Here is a 19,127-nt window from a genome sequence, read left to right as displayed (position 1 = left end):
GTGGGAGAGTAGGTCATCGCCAAACCTAATAAGTTCCTAGACTACAGTATCTCTCTACGATGATCAGATTAACAAAACCGCCGCAGCTCATAGCTGCGGCGGTTTTGTGTTTGAGGGGGGCGGGGAGTGGTGCCCAATAACTGTCTATTTTCCGCCCTTCACTTGGCGCAATGGATCGGTAACTCTTTCGCAACTGCGTAGAGAGACTGATATGACGCCCCCCATTGATAAGGCTGCCACTTCTTCGTCCGACTTGGACCCCGCCGCGATGTCTGCGATTCGGAATGTCATGGCAGATGCGGAGAGTGCTCCGGACCCACGCGCCGGTTCGGGGCTGGCAGAGCCGCCGGTGGCCCCTCGGCGGCCGGGGCGCGTGGCTTTTCCGGATTTGCCGGAGCCGGAAGCCGTTGACGTTAAAATTAGGAAGGCGTCACGCCATAGGATTCGTGCGAAACGTCCTCCGGCCCGGGCGGTGATCCTCAGCCTTCTAGCGCTGGCGATGGTTCTGCGCCCTTGGTTAGTGTTCGGCGTGCTATTCGTTACAGTGTTTGTCGTGTTGGGGGTCTTCCTCGCCCTCGGTTATGATGGGTTTTGGCAGCGAGCGATGGCGCTTGGGCGCTGGTATGCCGCGCGGCGGCCCGAGCGTGCGGCGGCGCTTCATGCGCGTTTGGATGCTTTCGCCATGAAATGGGACGCCATGCTCGACCGATTCCCCGAAGGCACCGTCGACGGGCTGTATCTTCCTGACTTTGGCGAGATGGCAGCGGCAGAGGCGCGGCATGACGCGGCGCTTGACCGCCGGTTCGATCGTCTGCGCGACCCGGAAGGCTGAGGCGCGCGCGAAGATGTCTTGAAACTAGGGGGCGGACCCGTTACATCCGCCCAATCGGGCAACAGGGAAAGATGTCATGGCCACCACCAATCCGCTTCAGTTCATCCAGCAGGTTCGCACCGAAGTTGCAAAGGTTGTTTGGCCGACAAAGCGCGAAGTGATGCTGACCACGGTGATGGTCTTTATCCTTGCCGCACTGACAGCTGTTTTCTTTGCGATTGTCGATATCCTGATCCGCGGCGGTTTGCAGCAGATCCTTGGGATGTTCGGCTGAGCACCGCCCGCATGGGTGATTTTATCTTTACACCCTTGAAACCTGCGTCTGCGCGGGCTATTGCGCAGACCTGACCTGAAAAGGGCGTGCGGCGATTCGAGTTGCGCGCCGATTTTTTGTTCAGATGTTGCGGGGCTTGGCCCCCGTGTTAATTGACGAATTTCATGCCGGGGCAGCCCGCATGGCAAGACAGGGACCAGAGTTCAGATGGCAAAACGGTGGTATTCGGTCAGTGTCCTGTCGAACTTCGAAAAGAAGATCGCCGAGCAGATCCGCGCGTCCGTGGCCGAGCAGGAACTTGAAGACCAGATCGACGAAGTGCTGGTGCCCACCGAAGAGGTGATCGAGGTCCGGCGCGGCAAGAAGGTGACAACCGAGCGTCGCTTCATGCCCGGCTATGTGCTGGTGCATATGGAAATGTCCGACGCAGGCTATCACCTGATCAACTCGATCAACCGCGTCACCGGTTTCCTTGGACCGCAGGGCCGTCCGATGCCGATGCGCGATGCCGAGGTTCAGGCGATCTTGGGTCGCGTGCAGGAAGGCGAAGAAGCGCCGCGCACGCTGATCCACTTCGAGGTCGGTGAGAAAGTGAAGGTCGCCGATGGTCCGTTTGAGGATTTCGACGGCATGATCGAAGAGGTGGACGACGAGAACCAGCGTCTCAAGGTTTCGGTCTCGATCTTTGGCCGGGAGACCCCGGTTGAATTGGAATTCACTCAGGTCAACAAGCAGGTCTGAGTGTGCGGCGGGGTACACCCCGCCATCCCGGCATCTGAGGGTGTCGGTCATTGTGGGAGGGACGGGCGCCGCGGCGTCTAGGCCCGCACCACGCAACGAAGAACCCGCGGGGCGCGCCCCAAGGGTGTTGAAAGGAGAAGGCCAATGGCCAAGAAACTCGTCGGTACGATGAAGTTGCAAGTTAAAGCGGGTCAAGCAAACCCGTCCCCGCCCGTGGGTCCCGCCCTCGGTCAGCGCGGCATCAACATCATGGAATTCTGCAAGGCGTTCAACGCCAAGACCGCAGACATGGAGCCGGGCGCACCGTGCCCCACCGTGATCAGCTACTATCAGGACAAGTCCTTCACCATGGACATCAAGACGCCCCCGGCGTCCTACTACCTGAAAAAAGCTGCCAAGGTGAACTCCGGCGCGAAAACGCCTTCGCGTGAAACCGTCGGCACCGTGACCACCAAGCAGTTGCGCGAAATCGCAGAAGCAAAAGCCGCCGACCTGTCCGCGAACGACGTGGAAGCGGCGATGAAAATCATTCTGGGCTCTGCCCGGTCCATGGGCATCGAGGTGAAGTAAGATGGCAAAACTTGGAAAACGCACCCGCGCCGCCCGTGAAGCTTTTGCTGGCAAAGAAGAGATCACCGTTGAAGAAGCGGTAAGCCTCATCAAAGCGAACGCCACCGCGAAGTTCGACGAAACCATCGAGATCGCGATGAACCTCGGTGTTGACCCGCGTCACGCAGACCAGATGGTCCGCGGCGTTGTCGGTCTGCCCAACGGCACCGGCAAAACCATGCGCGTTGCTGTCTTCGCCCGTGGTGCGAAAGCTGAAGAAGCCGAAAAGGCTGGCGCAGATATCGTTGGCGCAGAAGACCTGATGGAAACCGTGCAGTCCGGCAAGATCGACTTCGATCGTTGCATCGCGACACCCGACATGATGCCGATCGTTGGCCGTCTGGGTAAAGTGCTTGGCCCGCGCAACCTGATGCCGAACCCCAAGGTTGGCACCGTGACCATGGACGTCGCTGACGCCGTGAAAGCGGCCAAGGGCGGTGAAGTTCAGTTCAAAGCCGAAAAGGGCGGTGTCGTCCATGCAGGCGTTGGCAAACTGTCCTTCGACGAAGCCAAGCTGGTTGAGAACATCCGTGCCTTCGTTGGCGCGGTGTCCAAAGCCAAGCCTGCCGGTGCCAAAGGCACATATATGAAAAAGATCAACCTGAGCTCCACAATGGGCCCAGGCGTGTCGGTTGCTGTCGAAAACGCAACCGCCGAGTGATCCTGTGGGGTGGGGGCCAGCCTCCCACCTTACGACCCGAGATTTGGCGGCTTCGGTCGCCAGATACGCAAGGACCAGAAGATCGGTCCGCGCGTCTGTCCGAGACGGAGGGTTTGGGCCACGGCCTGAATAATTCCTTCCTGAGATGGGAAACCGGAAATTCCTGCCTTCGGGCGGTTTTGGCCGGGACCCTGACATTGGACCCGAATGGGGTGCAGAAGACCGCATCCTGAACTGAGCCGGGGGGCAACCCCCAAATTTGGAGTGAAACTGTGGATAGAGCACAAAAAGAACAGTTGGTCGACGAACTCGGCCAAATCTTTGAAAGCTCTGGCGTCGTTGTGGTTAGCCACTACGTCGGTTTGACAGTTGCCGAAATGCAGGACCTTCGGGCGCGCGCACGCGCTGCCGGCGGGGCCGTGCGTGTTGCCAAAAACAGGCTCGCCAAGATCGCCCTTGAGGGCAAGCCATGCGAAAGCATTGCTGACCTTCTGACGGGTATGACCGTTCTGACCTACTCTGAGGATCCTGTGGCCGCGGCCAAGGTTGCTCAGGAGTTCGCCAAGGAAAACAGCAAGCTTGTTATCCTCGGCGGCGCAATGGGTGAGAACGCGTTGGACGCCGCCGGTGTCGAAGCCGTGTCGAAAATGCCTTCGCGCGAGGAGCTTATCTCCTCCATCGCGGGCATGCTTGGCGCACCTGCTTCGAACATCGCCGGGGCCATTGGCGCACCTGCAAGCAACATCGCATCCATCTTGTCCACCATCGAGGACAAGGCGGCTGCGTAAGGCAAATCGTCAAACTGGCGCACGGGTTGAACACGCGCGTTGGAACACACATATCGTAACGGAAAGAGCTAAACATGGCTGATCTGAAAAAACTGGCAGAAGACATCGTTGGTCTGACTCTGCTTGAAGCACAAGAACTGAAAACCATCCTGAAAGACGAGTACGGCATCGAGCCCGCCGCTGGCGGCGCAGTGATGATGGCCGGCCCTGCTGAAGGTGGCGCTGCCGAAGAAGAAAAGACCGAATTCGACGTCGTTCTGAAGAACGCCGGCGCATCCAAGATCAACGTGATCAAGGAAGTCCGCGGCATCACAGGTCTCGGCCTGAAAGAAGCCAAAGACCTGGTCGAAGCCGGTGGCAAGATCAAAGAAGGCGTCGACAAAGCCGAAGCCGAAGACATCAAAGGCAAGCTGGAAGCAGCTGGCGCCGAAGTCGAGCTGGCCTAAGCCAGAGGTGCGTGTCCTCACGCACCACGCATGAACAAGGGCTGGACGGGAATTTTCCTGTCCAGCCTGACCTGTTTTGACGAATGTTCCCCGCGGGAGCATTTCTCTGGAGAGGTCCAAGGTCGGAAGGGGTGCAGTGGGACGCATTCCAAGAATTGACCCGGATTTTCCGCTCTTATGGGCGCGCACCACGGCCCCGGTGGTTGATGCGCTCGGCGAGAGACACGAAAGGTGACACGACACATGGCACAATCCTTCCTTGGCCAGAAACGTCTGCGTAAATATTACGGCAAGATCCGCGAAGTGCTGGAGATGCCGAACCTCATCGAGGTTCAGAAATCCTCCTATGATTTGTTCCTGAATTCCGGCGACGCCGAGATCCCCACCGATGGTGAGGGGATCACGGGCGTTTTCCAGTCGGTCTTCCCGATCAAGGACTTTAACGAAACTTCGGTACTCGAATACGTCAAGTACGAGCTGGAAAAGCCCAAGTACGACGTTGAGGAATGCCAGCAGCGCGACATGACCTACAGCGCGCCTTTGAAGGTGACACTGCGCCTCATCGTGTTCGATGTGGACGAAGACACCGGCGCCAAGTCCGTCAAAGACATTAAGGAACAAGACGTCTTCATGGGCGACATGCCCCTGATGACCCCGAACGGCACCTTCGTTGTCAACGGCACCGAGCGTGTGATCGTCTCCCAGATGCACCGCTCCCCGGGCGTGTTCTTTGACCACGACAAGGGCAAGACCCACTCCTCGGGCAAGCTGCTCTTCGCCTGCCGCATCATCCCCTACCGCGGCTCCTGGCTGGACTTCGAGTTCGACGCCAAGGACATCGTCTATGCCCGCATCGACCGTCGCCGCAAGCTGCCGGTGACGACCCTGCTCTATGCCCTGGGGCTGGACCAAGAAGGCATCATGAATGCCTATTACAACACCGTCACCTTCAAGTTGGAGAAGAACAAGGGTTGGGTTGCGCCCTTCTTCCCCGACCGCGTGCGCGGCACCCGTCCGACCTACGATCTGATCGACGCCAACACCGGCGAGATCCTCTTCGAGGCCGGCAAGAAAGTCACCCCCCGTGCGGTCAAGAAACTCTTGGACGAAGGCAAGGTCAAGGAACTGCTGCTGCCCTTCGACCACATCGTCGGCAAGTTCGTCGCGCGTGACATCATCAACGAGGAAACCGGTGCGATCTACGTCGAGGCCGGTGACGAGTTGACGCTGGAATACGACAAGGACGGCACGCTGATCGGCGGCACCGCGAAGGAGCTGATCGACGCCGGCATCACCGAAATTCCGCTGCTGGACATCGACAACGTCAACGTCGGCCCCTACATGCGCAACACCATGGCGATGGACAAGAACATGAACCGCGACACCGCGCTCATGGACATCTACCGCGTCATGCGCCCGGGCGAGCCGCCCACCGTCGAGGCCGCCTCCGCGCTCTTCGACACGCTGTTCTTCGATAGCGAACGCTATGACCTCTCGGCTGTTGGCCGCGTGAAAATGAACATGCGTCTGGCGCTTGATAAGCCCGACACGCAGCGCACGCTGGACCGTGATGACATCGTCGCCTGTATCAAGGCGCTGGTGGACCTCCGCGATGGCCGCGGCGACATTGACGACATCGACCACCTCGGCAACCGCCGTGTGCGTTCGGTCGGCGAGCTGATGGAAAACCAGTACCGCGTTGGCCTGCTGCGCATGGAGCGCGCGATCAAAGAGCGTATGTCCTCGGTCGAGATCGACACCGTGATGCCGCAAGACCTGATCAACGCCAAGCCCGCCGCGGCTGCGGTGCGTGAATTCTTCGGCTCCTCGCAGCTGTCGCAGTTCATGGACCAAACCAACCCGCTGTCGGAGGTGACGCACAAGCGTCGTCTTTCGGCGCTTGGGCCGGGCGGTCTGACCCGTGAACGTGCGGGCTTCGAGGTGCGCGACGTGCACCCGACACACTATGGCCGGATGTGCCCGATTGAAACGCCGGAAGGTCCGAACATCGGTCTGATCAACTCGCTGGCCACTTTCGCCCGCGTGAACAAATACGGCTTCATCGAAACGCCTTACCGCGTTGTGAAGGACAGCAAGGTCACCGATGAGGTGCACTATATGTCTGCGACCGAGGAAATGCGTCACACCGTGGCGCAGGCGAACGCCAACCTCGACGATGACATGAAGTTCGTGAACGAGATGGTATCGACCCGCCAGTCCGGCGATTACACGCTGGCGCCGACCGAGAACGTGGACCTGATCGACGTGAGCCCGAAACAGTTGGTCTCGGTCGCTGCCTCGCTGATCCCGTTCCTCGAAAACGACGACGCCAACCGCGCTCTCATGGGCTCGAACATGCAACGTCAGGCCGTACCGCTTCTGCAAGCTGAGGCACCGCTTGTCGGCACCGGCATCGAAGAAGTTGTGGCGCGCGATTCGGGCGCGGCCTACACGGCACGCCGCGCGGGTATCATCGACCAAGTCGATGCGTCGCGTATCGTGATCCGGGCCACCGAGGATCTGGAACTGGGCGACGCGGGCGTGGACATCTACCGCATGCGCAAGTTCCAGCGCTCGAACCAGAACACCTGCATCAACCAGCGTCCGCTGGTGAAGGTGGGCGAGAAGGTCACCAAGGGTCAGGTCATCGCCGATGGTCCGTCGACCGATATGGGGGAACTGGCGCTCGGCAAGAACGTCGTCGTCGCCTTCATGCCGTGGAACGGCTACAACTACGAAGACTCCATCCTGATCTCCGAGCGGATCTCCCGCGACGACGTCTTCACCTCGATCCACATCGAGGAATTCGAAGTCGCCGCGCGTGACACCAAGCTCGGGCCGGAAGAGATCACCCGCGACATCCCGAACGTCGGCGAGGAAGCGCTGCGCAACCTTGACGAAGCGGGCATCGTCTACATTGGTGCGGACGTGGAGCCGGGCGACATCCTCGTCGGCAAGATCACCCCGAAGGGCGAAAGCCCGATGACGCCGGAAGAAAAGCTTCTGCGCGCCATCTTTGGTGAGAAAGCCTCGGACGTGCGCGACACAAGCTTGCGCGTGAAGCCGGGCGATTTCGGCACTGTTGTCGAGGTCCGTGTCTTCAACCGTCACGGCGTCGAGAAAGACGAACGTGCGCTGCAGATCGAGCGTGAGGAAGTCGAACGTCTGGCCCGTGACCGGGACGACGAACTGGCGATCCTCGATCGCAACATTTACGCGCGTCTCAAGGACATGATCCTCGGCAAGGTTGCCGTGAAAGGCCCGAAAGGCGTGAAGGCGAACAGCCAGATCACCGAGGAACTGCTGGAAACCCTGACCCGCGGTCAGTGGTGGCAGCTGGCCCTTGAGGACGAGGATGACGCGAAGATCGTCGAAGCCCTGAACGAGCAGTACGAGATCCAGAAGCGGACCTTGGATGCGCGTTTCGAGGACAAGGTCGAGAAAGTCCGCCGTGGCGATGACCTGCCCCCGGGCGTGATGAAGATGGTCAAGGTCTTCGTGGCGGTGAAGCGCAAGCTGCAGCCGGGCGACAAGATGGCCGGTCGTCACGGGAACAAGGGTGTGATCTCGAAAGTGGTGCCGATGGAGGACATGCCGTTCCTCGCCGATGGTACCCCGGTCGATTTCTGCCTCAACCCGCTGGGTGTGCCATCGCGTATGAACGTCGGTCAGATCCTCGAGACGCATATGGGTTGGGCCGCACGCGGTCTGGGCCTGAACGTGGATGAGGCGCTGCAGGAATACCGCCGCTCGGGTGACCTGACGCCGGTGCGCGAAGCGATGCAACTGGCCTATGGCGAGGATGTCTACGAAGAAGGCATCACCGGCATGGACGAGGACACGCTGCTGGAAGCGGCTGACAACGTACGCCGCGGCGTGCCGATCGCCACACCGGTCTTCGACGGCGCCAAGGAAGCGGACGTGAACGACAGCCTCAAGCGGGCCGGGTTCGACACCTCCGGTCAGTCGGTGCTCTTCGATGGTCGGACAGGCGAGCAGTTCGCGCGTCCGGTGACCGTCGGCGTGAAGTACCTGCTGAAGCTGCACCACCTGGTGGACGACAAGATCCACGCGCGTTCGACCGGGCCGTACAGCCTCGTCACACAGCAGCCGCTGGGTGGTAAGGCACAGTTCGGTGGCCAGCGCTTCGGTGAGATGGAAGTCTGGGCTCTGGAAGCCTATGGCGCCGCCTACACCCTGCAGGAAATGCTGACCGTCAAGTCGGACGACGTCGCGGGCCGGACCAAGGTCTATGAAAGCATCGTCAAGGGCGAGGATAACTTCGAAGCGGGCATTCCTGAGAGCTTTAACGTTCTCGTCAAGGAAGTGCGCGGCCTCGGCCTGAATATGGAACTCCTGGATGCGGAGGAGGATGAGTGAGGCATAGACGGAATTTTTCAAAAATTCCGGGCCGTTTTCTTTCAAAGAAAACGGCACCCCTCACTCCCAACGCACCCCTTTCAAGGATTTGAAAATGAACCAGGAACTGACAAACAACCCGTTCAACCCGCTGACGCCGCAAAAAGCGTTTGACGAAATTAAGGTCTCTTTGGCCTCCCCCGAGCGGATCCTCAGCTGGTCCTTCGGCGAGATCAAAAAGCCGGAAACCATCAACTACCGTACGTTCAAGCCTGAGCGTGACGGCCTGTTCTGCGCGCGTATCTTTGGCCCGATCAAAGACTACGAATGCCTCTGCGGCAAATATAAGCGCATGAAGTATCGCGGCGTCGTCTGCGAGAAATGCGGTGTGGAAGTCACGCTGCAAAAGGTCCGCCGTGAGCGTATGGGCCACATCGAGCTGGCCTCGCCGGTGGCGCACATCTGGTTCCTCAAGTCGCTGCCCTCGCGCATCGGCCTGATGCTGGACATGACCCTGCGTGACCTCGAGCGCGTGCTCTACTTCGAGAACTACGTCGTGATCGAGCCGGGCCTCACCGATCTTCAATACGGTCAGATGATGACCGAAGAAGAATATATGGACGCGCAAGACGCCTATGGCATGGACGCTTTCACCGCCAACATCGGCGCCGAAGCGATCCGCGAAATGCTGGCGGCGATCGACCTTGAAGCCGAAGCCGAGAACCTGCGCGCCGATCTGAAAGAGGCGACAGGCGAGCTGAAGCCCAAGAAGATCATCAAACGTCTGAAAGTGGTCGAGAGTTTCCTTGAATCCGGCAACCGTCCGGAGTGGATGGTCATGACCGTGATCCCGGTTATCCCGCCCGAGCTGCGCCCGCTGGTGCCGCTGGACGGTGGCCGCTTCGCGACGTCTGACCTCAACGACCTCTACCGCCGCGTGATCAACCGGAACAACCGTTTGAAGCGTCTGATCGAACTGCGCGCGCCTGACATCATCGTCCGCAACGAAAAGCGGATGCTGCAGGAATCCGTCGATGCTCTGTTCGACAACGGCCGCCGTGGCCGCGTCATCACCGGTGCCAACAAGCGCCCGCTGAAGTCGCTCTCGGACATGCTGAAAGGTAAGCAGGGTCGCTTCCGTCAGAACCTTTTGGGTAAGCGCGTCGACTTTTCCGGCCGTTCGGTCATTGTGACCGGCCCGGAGTTGAAGCTGCACCAATGTGGTCTGCCTAAGAAGATGGCCTTGGAACTCTTCAAGCCGTTCATCTACTCGCGGCTTGAGGCCAAAGGTCTGTCCTCCACCGTGAAGCAGGCGAAGAAGTTGGTCGAGAAAGAGCGTCCCGAGGTTTGGGACATTCTGGATGAGGTGATCCGTGAACACCCCGTCATGCTCAACCGCGCGCCGACGCTGCACCGTCTTGGCATTCAGGCGTTTGAACCCGTCCTGATCGAAGGCAAGGCGATCCAGCTGCACCCGCTGGTCTGCTCGGCCTTTAACGCCGACTTCGACGGTGACCAGATGGCCGTTCACGTCCCGCTCTCGCTGGAAGCCCAGCTGGAAGCGCGTGTTCTGATGATGTCCACGAACAACGTTCTGTCGCCCGCGAACGGCGCGCCGATCATCGTGCCGTCGCAGGATATGATCTTGGGTCTCTACTACACGACTCTTGAGCGTGAAGGCATGGTTGGCGAAGGCATGGTCTTCGGCTCCGTCGACGAGGTGCAGCACGCCCTCGACGCCGGTGCGGTTCACCTGCACTCGAAGATCAAGGCGCGGATCAAACAGATCGACGCTGAAGGCAACGAAGTGATGATGCGCTTTGACACGACCCCCGGTCGTATCCGTCTTGGTGCGCTTCTGCCGCTGAACGCCAAAGCGCCGTTTGATCTGGTCAACCGTCTGCTGCGCAAGAAAGAAGTGCAGCAGGTCATCGACACCGTCTACCGTTACTGCGGTCAGAAAGAGTCGGTCATCTTCTGTGACCAGATCATGACCATGGGTTTCCGCGAAGCTTTCAAAGCGGGCATCTCCTTCGGCAAGGACGACATGCTGATCCCCGACACCAAATGGCCGCTGGTTGAAGAAACCCGCGAGCAGGTGAAGGACTTTGAACAGCAGTATATGGACGGCCTGATCACTCAGGGTGAAAAGTACAACAAAGTCGTCGATGCATGGTCGAAGTGTAACGACAAGGTAACCGAGGCGATGATGGGCTCCATCTCCGCCGTGACTCACCATGAGAACGGTTCCGAGAAAGAGCCGAACTCGGTCTACATGATGGCTCACTCCGGTGCTCGTGGCTCGGTCACGCAGATGAAACAGCTGGGCGGGATGCGCGGCTTGATGGCGAAGCCGAACGGCGACATCATCGAGACGCCGATTATCTCGAACTTTAAAGAAGGTCTGACCGTTCTCGAGTACTTCAACTCGACACACGGTGCGCGGAAAGGTCTGTCGGATACCGCTCTGAAAACAGCGAACTCCGGTTACCTGACACGCCGTCTGGTGGACGTGGCGCAAGACTGCATCGTGCGCGAGCATGACTGCGGCACCGAAACCGCGATCACCGCCGAAGCGGCTGTCAACGATGGTGAGGTTGTCTCTTCGCTGGCCGAGCGTCTGCTGGGCCGTGTGGCGGCGGACGACATCCTCGTGCCGGGCACCGACGACGTGCTCGTCCCGGCGGGGACGCTGATCGACGAGCGCATGTCGGATGCCATCGACGAGGCTGGCGTGCAGTCCGCACGGATCCGCAGCCCGCTGACCTGTGATGCCGAAGAGGGCGTCTGCGCCATGTGCTATGGCCGTGACCTCGCGCGCGGCACGCTGGTCAACCAAGGTGAGGCCGTTGGCATCATCGCGGCCCAGTCGATTGGTGAACCCGGTACACAGCTGACGATGCGGACCTTCCACATCGGCGGTGTTGCGCAGGGTGGTCAGCAGTCCTTCCTTGAGGCCAGCCAGTCGGGCAAGGTCGCTTTCGAGAACGCACAGACGCTTGAGAACAGCGCCGGTGAAGTGCTCGTCATGGGCCGGAACATGAAGCTGTTGATCGTCGATGAGAATGGTGAGGAGCGGGCCAGCCACAAGATCGGCTACGGCACCAAGCTGCACGTCAAAGAAGGCGTCGACGTGGCGCGCGGTGACAAGCTGTTCGAATGGGACCCTTACACCCTGCCGATCATCGCCGAGAAACCCGGTACGACCAAATACGTCGACCTCGTGTCGGGCATCGCGGTCAAGGAAGACACCGACGAAGCAACCGGCATGACCCAGAAGATCGTGATCGACTGGCGCGCGGCCCCCAAGGGCAACGAGCTTAAGCCCGAGATCATCTTGGTCGGTGAAGATGGCGAACCGGTCCGCAACGATGCGGGCAACCCGGTGACCTATCCGATGTCGGTGGATGCGGTTCTGTCCGTTGAGGACCAGACGCAGGTTCAGGCCGGTGACATCATCGCGCGTATTCCGCGTGAAGGTGCCAAGACCAAGGACATTACCGGTGGTCTGCCGCGTGTGGCCGAACTCTTTGAGGCGCGTCGCCCCAAGGATCACGCCATCATCGCGGAAATCGACGGCTATGTCCGCTTTGGCAAGGACTACAAGAACAAGCGTCGCATCGCGATTGAAAGCTCGGATGATCCGGACGTGAAGGTTGAATACATGGTGCCCAAGGGGAAACACATCCCCGTTGCGGAAGGCGATTTCGTGCAGAAGGGTGACTACATCATGGACGGCAACCCCGCGCCGCACGACATTCTGGCGATCATGGGCGTCGAAGCCTTGGCCGAGTACATGATTGACGAAGTGCAGGACGTTTACCGTCTGCAGGGTGTGAAGATTAACGACAAACACATCGAAGTCATCGTGCGTCAGATGCTGCAGAAGTGGGAAATCCAGGAAAGCGGCGACACCACGCTGCTCAAGGGCGAACACGTCGACAAGCAGGAGTTCGATCAGGCCAACGAGAAGGCGCTCAAGAAGGGTGGCCGCCCCGCCAAGGGCGAACCGATCCTGTTGGGCATCACCAAGGCGTCGCTGCAGACCCGCAGCTTCATCTCTGCCGCGTCCTTCCAGGAAACAACGCGCGTGCTGACCGAAGCTTCGGTTCAGGGCAAGCGGGACAAACTGGTCGGTCTGAAAGAGAACGTCATCGTGGGCCGTCTGATCCCCGCCGGTACCGGCGGTGCGACCCAGCAGATGCGCAAAGTGGCGACAGACCGCGACAATGTCGTGATCGAAGCGCGCCGCGAAGAGGCCGAAGCCGCCGCCCGTCTGGCCGCGCCGGAAGCCTCTGTGGAGGACGACATCGTCGGTGGCGATGTGTTCAACACGGCGGTCGGTGACGACGAGAGCCGCGATTGATCGCAGCACCGCATTGAAAAGCCAAAGCCCCCGCAGTGACGCTGCGGGGGCTTTTTTATGGGGTGGGCAAATGCCGCGGCCAGACACCACCCCGGGGGGCTGGTTTCTAAGGCCAAAGCCTTATATCCGCCACATAGTCCGAATAGGTTTGCAAAAGCTTAACCGTCGTAAGGTGCTTTGATGACGTCCCGCATTCTACATATCGACGACGACCCGATCGTTCTGGAACTGGTCAAGATGATCTTTTCCGACGACAGGTCGCTGAGCTTTGTCTCCTGTCTGAACGCCCGCGATGCGCTGGCGGTGGTCGATGATCTCAAGCCTGACCTGATCATCAGCGATATTTCCATGCCGGATATGGGCGGGTTGGAACTGGCCCATCGGTTTGGCGAGAATCCGGCCATCGCCGGGACGCCGATCATCTTTCTCAGCGGGCGCACCCGCGATCTTGAGGTCTATGACGCCTTCCGCGATCTGGCGGCCACGGTGATGCAAAAGCCGGTCGAGCCGGGGTTGCTGCGCAGCACGGTGCGCAATCTGCTGCTCAGCCAGCAGCAGCCGGTGGCGCAGGCTTCGAACCAGTAGAGCGCACCAATCTGGGCGGCGCGGGCCGCCGTTCTTGACAGCTCCCGTAGCCGCTGCCAGTCATTCGGGGGCGGCAGTGATATAAGCCGCACCATTTTTCCCGGAGCGCTTTCATGTCCCCCAATACCATCGGCGCGCTGCTGATGATCGCCTCGATGGCCTGTTTCACGTTTAACGACACGCTGCTCAAAATGACCGATGGGGCGCTGCCCCTGTTTCAGCTGTTGTTCCTGCGGGGGGTGACGACTTCGGTGCTGATCTTGGCCCTTAGTCGGCAGCTTGGTCGGATCGATTTTCGGCTTCAAGCGCGGGACTGGCAGGTCATCGGCCTGCGTTCGGTGGCCGAGATCGCGGCGGCATATTTCTTTCTCACCGCGTTGTTCAACATGCCCTTGGCGAATGTCACCGCCATCCTTCAAGTCGTGCCGCTTTCGGTGACGCTAGCGGCGGCGCTGGTGTTCCGCCAGGCCGTGGGCTGGCGGCGTTTGGTCGCCATCGGCATTGGTTTCTGCGGCGTGCTGCTGATCGTCAAGCCGGGGGCGGAAGGGTTCAATATCTGGTCGATCTACGTTCTGATCGCCGTGCTCTGCGTAACAGTCCGTGACCTGTCGACCCGTGCCCTGTCCCCGGCGGTGCCCTCAATGACCGTGACTTTGGTGACCGCCCTGTCGGTGATGACGGCGGCAGGTTTGGCGTCGCTGAGCGCGCCTTGGGCCCCGGTGACGCCCTCGGTCGCCGCGCTGATCGGCGGCTCAGGGGTCTTTGTGCTAGGCGGCTATTTCTTTTCGATCCAAGTGATGCGGGTGGGCGATATCGGCTTCATCGCGCCGTTTCGCTACACCGGGCTTCTCTGGGCACTCTTGCTGGGCTGGGTCGTCTTTGGTGACTGGCCGGGGGCCTTGACCCTCATCGGCGCGGCGATCGTGGTGGCCACGGGGGTCTTCACCCTCTACCGCGAGCGGAAGTTGAAGGTTCAGGCCGAGAAGACGCGCCGCACCTGAGCTTGGTCGATGGCGAACCGTTTGTGAAACAGCGCGTCGCCTTCGGCATCCAGCGGGGCCACCTCTACATGCCGCGCCAGCCCTTGCCGCGAATCGTTCGAGCGGTTGTGGCTGCGCACGAACATCGCCGCATCGGGCAGGCTGACGCAGGGCATGAAGCGCGGCAGTTTCTCATGGGCGAAGTTCATGATGGTGAGTGGGCTGCCGCCCTTCACATACATCGCAAGTGCCGCGACGTTCAGCGGGCGGTACACTTCGGCGGCGCGAATGCCCTGCGGGCCGAACTCCGCGACATAGCCCTTGGGCCAGTCAAAGGCGACGGAGCGCTGGCCTTTCAGCAGACCCGCGCTTTGCGCGACCGTTTGGCGGAGCCGGGCGATGAAGTCGACCGAGACGGCATCATCGTCGTCGTAGCGGAATTGCAGGCAAGGTTCCTGCGGGTTGATCCGCGCAGCGTTGAGAACCTCCTTCATCACCTCCCGATGATTGCGCGGCGGCTCGCGGTGAATAACCGCCTGCGGCAAGTCGGCCAGCAGCGATTCGAGGCGTCGGGCGTGGGGCGCCGGGAACTGGTCGCCGATGACGAAGACGATCGAGAAGTCCGGGTCTGTCTGCGCTTTCAGGCAGGGCAGGGCGACGGTTTCGAGAAGGCGGAAACGTTCCTCAAGCCGGGCCGCGTCGTAGAGATAGGCGATGCGTTCCTCGGTGGTCTCGTGGCCGACTTGAAAGCCGCCCAAGGCCGGGTAAGAAAAGCGGCAAAGGCCGATCGCTTGCATGGAGGTTTCCTTCTGTCCTTCGCCGAACTATGGCGAGCGGGGCAGGGGCGTGGCAAGGGCGGAATGTGGCACCCGGGCACGGAATCAACCCGCAGGCGCCGGGCCATCACCCGGCAAACCTCCGCGCCCCCACCGGGGCCCACCTGTTGACAGGCCCCGCGCGACGCTCTATACGCCCGCTATCTCGGAGGTGGAGGCCGCTCTGCCAGTCCGAATTCATAACTGAAGTGGTCACGATCCGGCCTACTACTGGCCCGATCCTCTGTTAACCCACCGCGTCGTTTTCCTCGGTACGGGAACGTTGCGGTCATTTCGCTTTGTGGACGCATGAAGTAACCGAAATTAGCCGCATGGGGGATCCCCCGTGTACACAATCTGAGCGATACGGGGATATAACCGGAATGCCAACGATCCAACAGCTGATCCGCAAGCCGCGGCAGCCGAAAGTCAAACGTTCGAAATCCATGCACCTGCAGGAGTGCCCGCAAAAGCGCGGCGTCTGCACACGCGTGTATACCACCACACCGAAAAAGCCGAACTCGGCGATGCGTAAGGTTGCCAAGGTGCGCCTGACCAACGGGTTCGAAGTGATCTCCTACATCCCGGGTGAGAGCCACAACCTTCAGGAACACTCCGTGGTTCTGATCCGCGGCGGTCGTGTAAAAGACCTTCCGGGTGTGCGTTACCACATCCTGCGCGGTGTTCTTGATACGCAGGGCGTGAAAGACCGTAAGCAGCGTCGTTCGAAGTACGGCGCGAAGCGTCCGAAGTAATCTCGCACCGGTGGGGCCCGCCCCCGCCGATCCACCCGATGTTCGGTGGGGCAGCGCCCCACCACCCGCCAAGAGGAAGACACTGACATGTCACGCCGCCACGCCGCTGAAAAACGCGAAGTCCTGCCAGACGCCAAATACGGCGATCTGGTTCTCACCAAATTCATGAACAACCTGATGATCGACGGCAAGAAATCTGTCGCCGAGCGTATCGTCTACAACGCGATGACCCGCGTCGAAGACAAGATCAAGCGCGCGCCGATCGAAGTGTTCCACGAAGCGCTGGAAAACATCCAGCCTTCCGTCGAAGTGCGCTCGCGCCGCGTTGGTGGTGCCACCTATCAGGTGCCCGTCGAAGTGCGCCCCGAGCGTCGTCAAGCGCTGGCGATCCGCTGGTTGATCAAAGCCGCCCGTGCGCGTAACGAAAACACCATGGAAGAACGCCTTGCCGGCGAGCTGCTGGACGCTGTGCAGTCCCGTGGTACCGCTGTTAAAAAGCGCGAAGATACGCACAAGATGGCCGACGCGAACAAAGCGTTCAGCCACTACCGCTGGTAATCTCAACGTCGCGCCCGGTTTCGGGCGCGATCCGTTCGTACTGATATTTTCGAGGAAGCAGCCCCATGGCACGCGACTATCCGCTCCAACGCTACCGCAACTTCGGCATCATGGCTCACATCGATGCCGGTAAAACCACTTGTTCCGAACGCATCCTGTTCTACACCGGCAAAAGCCACAACATTGGTGAGGTGCACGACGGCGCCGCAACCATGGACTGGATGGAGCAGGAACAAGAGCGCGGCATCACCATTACCTCCGCCGCGACCACCACTTTCTGGCAGCGTCAGGAAGAGCCCACAGCCGATGCGACATCCGACACCAAGTTCCGGATGAACATCATCGACACCCCCGGCCACGTTGACTTCACCATCGAAGTTGAGCGTTCGCTGGCCGTTCTCGACGGTGCGGTTGCCGTTCTCGACGCCAACGCCGGTGTTGAGCCGCAGACCGAAACCGTCTGGCGTCAGGCTGACCGCTACAAGGTGCCGCGTATCGTTTTCGTCAACAAGATGGACAAGATCGGCGCGGACTTCTTCAACTGCGTGCACATGATCAAGGACCGCACAGGCGCCACGCCTGCTCCGATCCAGATCCCGATCGGCGCAGAGAACGAGCTGGAAGGCATCGTCGACCTCGTGACCATGAAAGAATGGGTCTGGGCCGGTGAAGACCTCGGTGCCGCCTGGGAACAGCGCGAAATCCGTGACAGCCTGAAAGAGACCGCCGACGAATGGCGTGCCAAGCTCATCGAGACCGCGGTCGAGATGGACGACGAGGCGATGGAAAACTACCTGATGGACGGCGCCGAGCCCGACGTCGACACCCTGCGCGACCTGATCCGCAAGGGTACTTTGGCCATCAAATTCATCCCCGTTCTCTGTGGCTCCGCCTTCAAGAACAAAGGTGTTCAGCCGCTCTTGAACGCCGTGATCGACTATCTGCCCAGCCCGCTGGACGTTGTCGACTACATGGGCTTCAAGCCGGGCGACGAGACCGAGACCCGCAACATCCCGCGCCGCGCGGATGACGACATGGCGTTCTCGGGCCTTGCGTTCAAAATCATGAACGACCCCTTCGTCGGCTCGCTGACCTTCACCCGCATCTACTCGGGCGTTCTGCGCAAGGGTGACACGCTTCTGAACTCGACCAAGGGTAAGAAAGAGCGCGTCGGTCGTATGATGATGATGCACTCCAACAACCGCGAGGAAATCGAAGAAGCCTTCGCGGGCGACATCATTGCGCTGGCGGGTCTTAAGGACACCACCACCGGTGACACGCTCTGCGCGCAGAACGATCCGGTCGTCCTCGAAACCATGACCTTCCCCGATCCGGTGATCGAGATCGCGGTCGAGCCGAAAACCAAGGCCGACCAGGAAAAGATGTCTGCAGGTCTGGCCCGTCTGGCCGCCGAAGACCCCTCCTTCCGCGTCGAGACCGATCTGGAATCCGGTCAGACCATCATGAAGGGCATGGGCGAACTTCACCTCGACATCCTCGTCGACCGTCTGAAGCGTGAGTTCAAGGTTGAAGCGAACATCGGTGCGCCTCAGGTTGCCTATCGTGAGACCATCAGCCGCGAAGCCGAAATCACCTACACCCACAAGAAACAGTCGGGTGGTTCGGGTCAGTTCGGTGAGGTCAAGATGATCCTGACGCCGACCGAGCCGGGCGAAGGTTACTCCTTTGAGAGCCGCATCGTCGGTGGTGCCATTCCCAAGGAATACATCCCGGGCGTGGAAAAGGGTATCAAGTCGGTTCTGGACTCCGGTCCGCTTGCGGGCTTCCCGGTCATCGACTTCAAGGTTGCCCTGATCGACGGTAAGTTCCACGACGTTGACTCCAGCGTTCTGGCCTTCGAAATCGCCGCCCGTATGGGTATGCGCGAAGGCATGAAGAAAGCTGGCGCCAAGCTGCTGGAACCGATCATGAAGGTCGAAGTTGTGACCCCGGAAGAGTACACCGGTGGCATCATCGGTGACCTGACATCTCGTCGGGGCCAGGTGCAGGGGCAAGATACGCGCGGCAATGCCATCGCGATCGACGCCTTCGTGCCGCTGGCCAACATGTTCGGCTACATCAACACCCTCCGTTCGATGTCGTCGGGTCGTGCGAACTTCACCATGCAGTTCGACCACTACGAACCCGTGCCGCAGAACATCTCGGACGAGATTCAGGCCAAGTTCGCTTAAGGAAATCGGCGCGTGGGAAACCGCGCGCCGACCCAAATCGTTGGGTGTGTGCTGCGCATACACCATTGAGAAAGACCAAAAGGAGCCAACACCATGGCAAAGGCAAAGTTTGAACGCACCAAACCGCACGTCAACATCGGCACGATCGGCCACGTTGACCACGGTA

15 protein-coding genes are annotated in these 19,127 nt (G+C 60.2%); 14 read left to right on the top strand and 1 reads right to left on the bottom strand.

What is annotated here, in order from left to right:
* The first annotated feature begins 472 nt into the window (after positions 1 to 472).
* From ACGYLA_RS18555 to ACGYLA_RS18505, 11 genes are all read left to right on the top strand, one after another.
* Positions 473 to 832, top strand: coding sequence for a hypothetical protein (locus ACGYLA_RS18555; protein ID WP_394434438.1), 360 nt, complete (start codon positions 473 to 475; stop codon positions 830 to 832).
* A 76-nt stretch (positions 833 to 908) separates the two neighbouring features.
* The gene (gene secE, locus ACGYLA_RS18550; RefSeq protein WP_007118815.1) at positions 909 to 1,106 is read left to right on the top strand and encodes a preprotein translocase subunit SecE; all 198 of its coding nucleotides are present in this window, start codon (positions 909 to 911) and stop codon (positions 1,104 to 1,106) included.
* A gap of 207 nt (positions 1,107 to 1,313) precedes the next feature.
* The gene (gene nusG / locus ACGYLA_RS18545) at positions 1,314 to 1,847 is read left to right on the top strand and encodes a transcription termination/antitermination protein NusG (protein ID WP_067264099.1); all 534 of its coding nucleotides are present in this window, start codon (positions 1,314 to 1,316) and stop codon (positions 1,845 to 1,847) included.
* Positions 1,848 to 1,991: 144 nt separating this feature from the next.
* On the top strand, positions 1,992 to 2,417 hold the full coding sequence (gene rplK / locus ACGYLA_RS18540; RefSeq protein WP_067622128.1) for a 50S ribosomal protein L11: 426 nt from the start codon (positions 1,992 to 1,994) through the stop codon (positions 2,415 to 2,417).
* 1 nt (position 2,418) lies between these two features.
* Positions 2,419 to 3,117, top strand: a complete 699-nt coding sequence (rplA, locus tag ACGYLA_RS18535; RefSeq protein ID WP_168612833.1) for a 50S ribosomal protein L1 — start codon at positions 2,419 to 2,421, stop codon at positions 3,115 to 3,117.
* Between the two features lie 272 nt (positions 3,118 to 3,389).
* A complete protein-coding gene (rplJ, locus tag ACGYLA_RS18530) occupies positions 3,390 to 3,905 on the top strand; it encodes a 50S ribosomal protein L10 (RefSeq protein WP_067267943.1) in 516 nt (171 codons plus the stop codon).
* Between the two features lie 74 nt (positions 3,906 to 3,979).
* The gene (rplL, locus tag ACGYLA_RS18525) at positions 3,980 to 4,351 is read left to right on the top strand and encodes a 50S ribosomal protein L7/L12 (protein WP_067267945.1); all 372 of its coding nucleotides are present in this window, start codon (positions 3,980 to 3,982) and stop codon (positions 4,349 to 4,351) included.
* 243 nt (positions 4,352 to 4,594) lie between these two features.
* On the top strand, positions 4,595 to 8,731 hold the full coding sequence (gene rpoB, locus ACGYLA_RS18520) for a DNA-directed RNA polymerase subunit beta (RefSeq protein ID WP_394434436.1): 4,137 nt from the start codon (positions 4,595 to 4,597) through the stop codon (positions 8,729 to 8,731).
* Between the two features lie 94 nt (positions 8,732 to 8,825).
* Entirely contained in the window at positions 8,826 to 13,076 is a 4,251-nt protein-coding gene (gene rpoC, locus ACGYLA_RS18515) for a DNA-directed RNA polymerase subunit beta' (RefSeq protein WP_394434434.1), read from the top strand.
* A 180-nt stretch (positions 13,077 to 13,256) separates the two neighbouring features.
* Positions 13,257 to 13,661, top strand: coding sequence for a two-component system response regulator (locus ACGYLA_RS18510; RefSeq protein ID WP_394434432.1), 405 nt, complete (start codon positions 13,257 to 13,259; stop codon positions 13,659 to 13,661).
* Positions 13,662 to 13,774: 113 nt separating this feature from the next.
* Positions 13,775 to 14,662: a DMT family transporter gene (locus ACGYLA_RS18505; protein ID WP_394434430.1), complete on the top strand. Its 888-nt coding sequence runs from the start codon at positions 13,775 to 13,777 to the stop codon at positions 14,660 to 14,662.
* Here ACGYLA_RS18505 and ACGYLA_RS18500 read toward each other — a convergent pair.
* The gene (locus tag ACGYLA_RS18500) at positions 14,635 to 15,438 is read right to left on the bottom strand and encodes a putative rhamnosyl transferase (protein WP_394434428.1); all 804 of its coding nucleotides are present in this window, start codon (positions 15,436 to 15,438) and stop codon (positions 14,635 to 14,637) included. The two genes, ACGYLA_RS18505 and ACGYLA_RS18500, sit on opposite strands and share 28 nt — an antisense overlap.
* A gap of 401 nt (positions 15,439 to 15,839) precedes the next feature.
* Between ACGYLA_RS18500 and rpsL the strand changes: the two genes are divergently transcribed.
* From rpsL to fusA, 3 genes are all read left to right on the top strand, one after another.
* The gene (gene rpsL, locus ACGYLA_RS18495) at positions 15,840 to 16,211 is read left to right on the top strand and encodes a 30S ribosomal protein S12 (RefSeq protein ID WP_007118826.1); all 372 of its coding nucleotides are present in this window, start codon (positions 15,840 to 15,842) and stop codon (positions 16,209 to 16,211) included.
* A gap of 87 nt (positions 16,212 to 16,298) precedes the next feature.
* A complete protein-coding gene (rpsG, locus tag ACGYLA_RS18490) occupies positions 16,299 to 16,769 on the top strand; it encodes a 30S ribosomal protein S7 (RefSeq protein ID WP_067267956.1) in 471 nt (156 codons plus the stop codon).
* Positions 16,770 to 16,834: 65 nt separating this feature from the next.
* Positions 16,835 to 18,961, top strand: a complete 2,127-nt coding sequence (gene fusA, locus ACGYLA_RS18485) for an elongation factor G (RefSeq protein WP_209219795.1) — start codon at positions 16,835 to 16,837, stop codon at positions 18,959 to 18,961.
* Positions 18,962 to 19,127 lie beyond the last annotated feature (166 nt).

Origin of the sequence: Sulfitobacter sp. 1A13679 (genome assembly GCF_043557115.1) — a bacterium.
Lineage (GTDB): Bacteria > Pseudomonadota > Alphaproteobacteria > Rhodobacterales > Rhodobacteraceae > Sulfitobacter > Sulfitobacter faviae.
The sequence above is the reverse complement of the archived record's forward strand: the minus strand, read 5'-3'. Positions and strand labels throughout refer to the sequence as shown.

Excerpts from the sequence above, each read along its gene's own strand:
- secE (WP_007118815.1), top strand. The coding sequence starts at position 909 with ATGGCCACCACCAATCCGCTTCAGTTCATCCAGCAGGTTCGCACCGAA.
- nusG (WP_067264099.1), top strand. The coding sequence starts at position 1,314 with ATGGCAAAACGGTGGTATTCGGTCAGTGTCCTGTCGAACTTCGAAAAG.
- rplK (WP_067622128.1), top strand. The coding sequence starts at position 1,992 with ATGGCCAAGAAACTCGTCGGTACGATGAAGTTGCAAGTTAAAGCGGGT.
- rplA (WP_168612833.1), top strand. The coding sequence starts at position 2,419 with ATGGCAAAACTTGGAAAACGCACCCGCGCCGCCCGTGAAGCTTTTGCT.
- rplL (WP_067267945.1), top strand. The coding sequence starts at position 3,980 with ATGGCTGATCTGAAAAAACTGGCAGAAGACATCGTTGGTCTGACTCTG.
- rpoB (WP_394434436.1), top strand. The coding sequence starts at position 4,595 with ATGGCACAATCCTTCCTTGGCCAGAAACGTCTGCGTAAATATTACGGC.
- rpoC (WP_394434434.1), top strand. The coding sequence starts at position 8,826 with ATGAACCAGGAACTGACAAACAACCCGTTCAACCCGCTGACGCCGCAA.
- ACGYLA_RS18510 (WP_394434432.1), top strand. The coding sequence starts at position 13,257 with ATGACGTCCCGCATTCTACATATCGACGACGACCCGATCGTTCTGGAA.
- ACGYLA_RS18505 (WP_394434430.1), top strand. The coding sequence starts at position 13,775 with ATGTCCCCCAATACCATCGGCGCGCTGCTGATGATCGCCTCGATGGCC.
- ACGYLA_RS18500 (WP_394434428.1), bottom strand. The coding sequence starts at position 15,438 with ATGCAAGCGATCGGCCTTTGCCGCTTTTCTTACCCGGCCTTGGGCGGC.
- rpsL (WP_007118826.1), top strand. The coding sequence starts at position 15,840 with ATGCCAACGATCCAACAGCTGATCCGCAAGCCGCGGCAGCCGAAAGTC.
- rpsG (WP_067267956.1), top strand. The coding sequence starts at position 16,299 with ATGTCACGCCGCCACGCCGCTGAAAAACGCGAAGTCCTGCCAGACGCC.
- fusA (WP_209219795.1), top strand. The coding sequence starts at position 16,835 with ATGGCACGCGACTATCCGCTCCAACGCTACCGCAACTTCGGCATCATG.